Here is a 6,195-nt window from a genome sequence, read left to right on the forward strand (position 1 = left end):
TGAATTTAATTTTTATATACTCACTGGAATGATTTGATCTTGTGGCTAAAGCCATCATTTAAAATTCTTCCATTTTAGATTAAATAATGAGTTTGCCGAGCTGCCGGTCAATATATTGTATTGATAATCTGCATTTTAATATCCAATTATTTACTAATTTAATGGTCTGGATGATTATACAATTCTTTCTGTATGAGAAAAATTTTATGCTGTTGCTGCTTTTTTACTGTGCTGTCCGTTTCAACAGCCCAGGTTCCTGCTGTTAGAAAATATAACTCTAAAAAGCTTCATTTACTGATCCAGTTGAGCGGAGCCAATATTTATTTATCAAATCAGGGGCAAATAGATTTTGACAGTGCAATGGTGGTAGTGTGCGCTGCATATGGAGTGAGTAGATTATTGGCATTTGACGAAAATTTGCTTGATGGCTTATCGAGCTCTGGACGTATTGCCTTAGAAAATAACGACCCCGACCTGGCTAAATCGATATTATATAAAGTAGACGATAGAAAAGATAGAAATTTGTTGCTATTGGAGCTGGGTGGCTTTTATCTTTTTAAGCCTGGTAATGAAAAAAGAGACATGGCCGAAGCATTTAAATATTTAAGCCACGCAAAATCATTAAGCGATTCGCTTCGGATTGTTAAATATCAGGACGAGAGCCTGAGCATGTTAGGGAAATATTACGCGGCGATCGGAAATTTTCAGGAAAGCAGTATTTGTTTTTCGAAGGTAATTGAGGCAACAAGTAAGTCAGGGGAAAGATTGGCAACCGCAAACGCCTTAGCAAATCTGGGGACATTCCTTCCTTTTCAAAATCCCTCAAAAATAGTAAATCTGGAAAAAGCCCTGGCAATATATAGGGAAGTTGGCGCCAAAGAAAAAGAGATTGAGATACTTTGCAAAATACTTTCAATTCATTTTTTGCACGGAGAAATCGCGGTTACAAACAAGGAGCTATTTAAGCTATTAGAACTTCAAACTGCTATTAACTTCTTACATACGCATTATACTCATACTGTACTTTCCTATAATTACTCTATACAGGGACAACAGCAAAAGGCTCTTTTTCATGCAATAGAAAGTGTTAGAAGTATGGAAAATACCAGAGATACGCCCCTTGCAGGATACCTTTATTTAAGGCTCGGAAACGTTTATGAACACATGCGGGCGTATGAAAATTCCATTCAGGCGCACAAGAAAGTGATGGAAGTTTCCCAAAAGAGCGATCACCTGTTGTGGTATAAAAGTTTTTTAAGCATTGCCGGAATCCTTACAGAACAGGGGAAAAGCAAAGAAGCGCTAAATTTCATTCAATCTTCTATAAAAAGAAATCCTCCTACGAGCATTCTGGAAAAAATGTCCATCGCTGAGCTGACCGCCAATTGCTACGGTAATATAAAAAACGTAATGTTAGCTGATTGGTATTATAATCAAATGATTAAATACGCTGAGCAAATAAATTCAGTTCACATGATTAAGGATGCCTATAGGGCATATATTGTAGCTCTATATGATTTGTAGTGGGTCGGCCTCAAATTTAGTACTTTTGATTTATGAATAGTAGTCAAATATTTGAGCTTGCTTTGGGGTTATCAAAGCCATGGTTTGTCAAGGATTTAAAAATGATTGTTGGTGAAGGAAGGTCGCACGGACAAATGGATATTTATCTTGATTTCGAGCGTGGCTTCAAGTGTACGGACCTTTCTGGAAACGAACTAATTACTCATGATACAGTTGAGCGAACCTGGCAGCATTTGATTTTTTTCAGCACACCTGCTATTTACACGCACGTGTCCCAAGGGTAAAGACTCTTGAAGGTAAGGTTATCAATGTTGACGTTCCCTGGGCTCGGGCGGGAAGCGGCTTTACGCTGCTTTTTGAAGCTTTTACAATGCTATTAAGAGAATCGGGAATGTCTGTAAGTTCAGTGGCTGATATTGTCGATGTTTACCCTCAAAGAATGCGGGTCGCCGCTGAGATGGAATTTATTTAGCCATTGGGTTAATAAGGCCTATCTGGCTGACTATCATAGTATAATAACGATATTGGGCATAGATGAAACATCGACAAAAAAGGGACATAATTACATGACTTTGGGAGTTGATATGGATAGTAGACGTGTTGTTTTTGCAACCCCTGGTAAGGATGTCGGTGCAATCGAAAAGCTCAAAAGTCATTTAGAAGAAAAAGGGACTAAAAAGGAAGCTATAGAGCAGGTAAGCATTGATATGTCTGTTACCTTTATTTCTGGAGTAGGCAATTGTTTTCCTAATGCGGACATCACTTTCGACCGTTTTCATACAGTCAAAGTAATTAATCAGGCAATGGACTCGGTGAGAAAATTGGAAAGACAGGAATTTGCAATGCTCAAAGGTCATAAATACACCTTTTTAAAACACGACAAGAATCTTTCAGATAAGCAAAAGGAAGGGAAATATGGCTTATTGACCCTTTATCCTGTAATTGCCAATGCGTATCGGCTAAAGGAGATGTTCAATGAGCTCTGGACTTTTAATACAATAGAAGAAGCAGGAGGCTTTTTATCTTACCGGGTAGATTTGCTGGAAGAATCTAAAATACAGCCGTTTATAAAAGCAGCTAAAAATATAAAAGCGCACTGGTCAGGCATCGTCAACTACGCAAAATCCAAACTTACAAACGGAATTTTGGAGGGCATAAACTCGAGAATTCAATTGGTAAAAAGAGAGCGTGAGGATACAGAAATATTGACAACTTTATCAATATGATGTACTTTATCGCAGCCAAACTCAAATTCGATTACCCACTATATTGGTTCCCAGTAAAGAAAAGTCAAAAATTCCCCATCGGTCGCGTAGATTTATTTTGTCAGGAAAATGTTCCGGATAAGCAAACGTCCGGCTCTTAAATCAAGTTTAGAAAGCAAGTCCAGATCAAAGGACATAAAATTTTCATGTTCGGTGAAATCATAGGTTCCCTTTAAGTTAATGTGCGACCAAGTATGTGTGTTGGTTTGCACGATAAGTTTTAACTTTTCCTGCCTTTCTTGCATTGTGCAAGTATTTTTAACATCAGTAAATGATTGTAATAACTTATTGCATTCATAATCAGCCGCTTGCATCCTTCCGCAATAAGCTGCTCTCTTTGTGTAAGCCACCGGTAAGGCTCATTGCCCATTACAGCCCTTGAAAAAACATTACCATGTTCACCATTGGCTAAAACTGCTTCGACAGAGGCCCTTATCTCCGGGTCGTCAACATATCTGAGAATATAAATTGTCCTGAAAAGCCTTCCCAAATCTGAAAGGGCTTTATAAAGTGGATTTGACGATCGTATGAATTTAACTGGCGAAATAGATCCGAAGCCTTGGTATAGCCTAGCTTGATACTGCATACAACCCGTAAAATATCCTCCCAATGCGTTATTATATTTTCATAGTTCACCCGTTCATGGGGTAATATTTTATATCCTTTTTCCTTATACGTACTTACCATATCAATGGAAAACAACGTTTTCTGTTTGAGATTGGCGATCCGCGATCTCAAATCAACACCAATGATGCTGGAAATAGCATAAAGAGGCGGGGAATGGCCATGATCGTCGGTGGAATGGGCGTCTGGCTGAAATAATTCATGATAGGTCAAACCATCAAGCAAATACGCGGATTCGGGTTCATTAGCAGAGAATACCGTTGAAAAATTCAGTTGTCCTCCTTCATCCAGGTGGGAATAAATAATGATACCTTTCCCATTTCCAAAGTATTTATAAGATTCGGAGGCTCTAAGGCAGGGCCCTGTAACATTTACTTTCATTCCATCGCTGCTGGTATGAACAAAACCAGAATGTCGTCTGAAATGGTCTTCCAAAGGCAATTGATTGGTTAACTCCACCAGATAGTCATTGGCTTCCATCAGTATTTCAGGGCTGAAATAGTGCGTTGCAACGTTCTCCAGTGAATTTCTGCCAATGTTTTTAGAAATAGTTGCCATCGCTGAAATATCAATATTTTCTTCGTAACCAGTGATAGCGGCATAAAATAGACGGTCTCCGGGCCTTTTAGGATCCATTAAGGGACTATGGTGTTGGAAAAAGGAGATAATACCGGTCAACCGGTGGAGCTGGGAAAAAACTTCCAGTATTGAAATAGAGCGGTCAGCAGGATATAATAATTTAGTCAACCTGGTTTTCTCTTCCTGTATGAACTCTTCTTCTTTGAGTTTATGAAACTGCCCTTTTCCATGTACATCCACACTCAGAAAAGGGTTATCGGCCAAATTTCTATTCGCAATTTCCAGTTGGCGGTTCAAAGCCTGGTTGACCCTAAGCATTGCCATAGCTCCATTTTCATAATTAGTGATCCCGGCTTTTTGAATATATGTGTTTCTGAGCTTTTGCCATTGTTCTCTTGGGATTAAAAAGTGTGTATACGGCCGGTATTGATAAGAGTTTTCAACGTAAAGGATTCCTGATTTAAGGTTCTGGTTGATTTCTTTAAAGAGTAATATCTTTTAGAGTGACACCTTAAGTTTGCCCTGGTCGGTATAAACTTTTTGCCGTTCATCCATACCAAGAAAATCAACGGGTAAATCTTTCTTTTGGCTGATATTTCCTTGGCTGTCCTGAAAATAGGCTATTGCTTTCAATAATGGGTGCTGTGCACTTTGCATTGAAAAATGCGCGTGCAGCAGGATATTTGATAATTTCAGCTGTAACCGAAAAGATATTTTTTCCAGTTCCTGATAATAATCCTGGTTGTCCTGATGTGTGTGATTTAAAATTTGCAGCTCCTTAAAGCGGTCAATATCGACGGCCAAGCCTTTACCACTGATTCTTTTTTGCTGGTACAGATGCTAATGTGCGAAATTTTAACTTCTGCCGTTAGGGAACCGTCATTTGAAATATTTTCAATTTCTGCCAGCATTTCTGCATGAGTGATTCCACGAGCTGATATAGAACTGGTTAGCCTTGTCTTGACAGGTTTTTGTTTCCAATAGTTTTCCTGTTGCCGGTTCTCTGAGCTGTTCATGGCCATTCTGACCGCTTTCTTAAAAGTCAGTACCAACGCATCGCCCAAGCTGAAATACTGGTGAATAATGAAAGCAATTAGCCACAGATTACGCTGACTGAGGTTATTTTTAAGCTGGGCAGTCTGGGTATCAATGACGTATTCTACATAATAACGTATGGTTGCGTCTGACAGGTTTAACCGTTTAATAACGGGCAAAAGTTGCAGGAAAATCACTTTGAGCTGCGCAAACATCTCAACCCGTGTATTGATTTCCTGGTTTTGCATGGACTGGGGAATACTTTTAAAGAATGTCAGCTCATAACGCATCGACTTTGGCGCGAAGCTTTTTGTTAGCGGGGATTTTTCAAACAGACTATCCAGTAAAACGTAATCCGAAGGCTGTAAAAATTTATTTAATACTTCATTAAGCTCTGTTTCGAGTTTTTTAAGGGTTTCCCCGATCAACATTTTGAGTGTATAATAAGTAGGTATTTCAATTCGATGATCCCATAGGTAGGCCACCATATTATCAAATATCAGTGCCGGGCTTGTCTGGTTACGTGCAATGCGTAGGACTTCCTGAATTAAATCCGTCTGTCTTTCTTCGTCAGAGTCGTAAGCTACAAAACCAAAACCACGCAAGATAATCTCACGATGCCGGTGATACGTAGAAGATTTATATTCATTTAAGTCTACTTCGTTAGGGTCTCCTCCGAAAGCCTTTAATATAAAATCAATGTCACAACTAACATACGTTTTAGGATGAAAGAAGCGCCCCATCAGACGAAAATATCCGATCTGTAATATGAAGCCGATCTTATTGGTTGGACTGATAATGAGATCAAGGGTAGAATTGGCCCAAACAGGAATAATGATCAGTGATGAGCGTTCGAGATCTGTTAATTGTGGCGGGGTTTTAAAACGCTTCCTTGCCTGCGAAGAAATCAATTCTCTAACTGCCATAAAATCCCGGATTAAGAGAGTAAAGTGGTTAAAACTAATGCTCCTTGAATGTATACAAAAAATAAGGCATAAAGAGGATATATTTTCAAGCAATAAATGTATAATTATATTCAAATAACCCGTTGGGTGAAATTATGTGATTTGAATTTTGATATTGTTTATATTCCTGTTGAATATAAATTTATTAAGGTATTGAATCAAAGTTAAGGACGTAATTTTTGCAAGAATTCTTGTTCTAAATC

7 protein-coding genes and 2 pseudogenes are annotated in these 6,195 nt (G+C 38.6%); 4 read left to right on the top strand and 5 right to left on the bottom strand.

Annotated features, from left to right (window positions below; translation table 11 throughout):
- The first annotated feature begins 192 nt into the window (after window positions 1–192).
- From FZF08_RS28180 to FZF08_RS31950, 4 genes are all read left to right on the top strand, one after another.
- Window positions 193–1,524 carry a lipopolysaccharide assembly protein LapB gene (locus tag FZF08_RS28180; RefSeq protein WP_159477036.1) on the top strand — a complete coding sequence of 444 codons (1,332 nt, stop codon included), beginning with the start codon at window positions 193–195 and terminating at the stop codon, window positions 1,522–1,524.
- Between the two features lie 32 nt (window positions 1,525–1,556).
- On the top strand, window positions 1,557–1,808 hold the full coding sequence (locus tag FZF08_RS31940) for a hypothetical protein (RefSeq protein WP_229216731.1): 252 nt from the start codon (window positions 1,557–1,559) through the stop codon (window positions 1,806–1,808).
- Window positions 1,809–1,873: 65 nt separating this feature from the next.
- A complete protein-coding gene (locus FZF08_RS31945; RefSeq protein ID WP_229216733.1) occupies window positions 1,874–1,996 on the top strand; it encodes a hypothetical protein in 123 nt (40 codons plus the stop codon).
- Window positions 1,947–2,750 (top strand): ISL3 family transposase, encoded by an 804-nt coding sequence (locus FZF08_RS31950; RefSeq protein ID WP_229216732.1) that lies wholly within the window; start codon window positions 1,947–1,949, stop codon window positions 2,748–2,750. The genes FZF08_RS31945 and FZF08_RS31950 overlap by 50 nt, the downstream gene beginning before the upstream one ends.
- A gap of 92 nt (window positions 2,751–2,842) precedes the next feature.
- Here FZF08_RS31950 and FZF08_RS31640 read toward each other — a convergent pair whose 3' ends face one another.
- The 5 genes and pseudogenes from FZF08_RS31640 to FZF08_RS28210 form a co-directional block, all read right to left on the bottom strand.
- On the bottom strand, window positions 2,843–3,034 hold the full coding sequence (locus FZF08_RS31640; protein WP_200837184.1) for a hypothetical protein: 192 nt from the start codon (window positions 3,032–3,034) through the stop codon (window positions 2,843–2,845).
- Window positions 3,010–4,316: pseudogene (locus FZF08_RS28195) on the bottom strand (Tn3 family transposase). The gene FZF08_RS31640 and the pseudogene FZF08_RS28195 overlap by 25 nt, the downstream one beginning before the upstream one ends.
- Before the next feature lie 174 nt (window positions 4,317–4,490).
- Window positions 4,491–4,796: a hypothetical protein gene (locus FZF08_RS28200; protein ID WP_159477045.1), complete on the bottom strand. Its 306-nt coding sequence runs from the start codon at window positions 4,794–4,796 to the stop codon at window positions 4,491–4,493.
- Entirely contained in the window at window positions 4,754–5,953 is a 1,200-nt protein-coding gene (locus tag FZF08_RS28205; RefSeq protein WP_159477048.1) for a DUF4158 domain-containing protein, read from the bottom strand. The genes FZF08_RS28200 and FZF08_RS28205 overlap by 43 nt, the downstream gene beginning before the upstream one ends.
- Window positions 5,954–6,085: 132 nt before the next feature.
- Window positions 6,086–6,195: pseudogene (locus FZF08_RS28210) on the bottom strand (IS982 family transposase); the annotation flags it as partial.

Origin of the sequence: Dyadobacter sp. 3J3 (genome assembly GCF_009801115.1) — a bacterium.
Lineage (GTDB): Bacteria > Bacteroidota > Bacteroidia > Cytophagales > Spirosomataceae > Dyadobacter.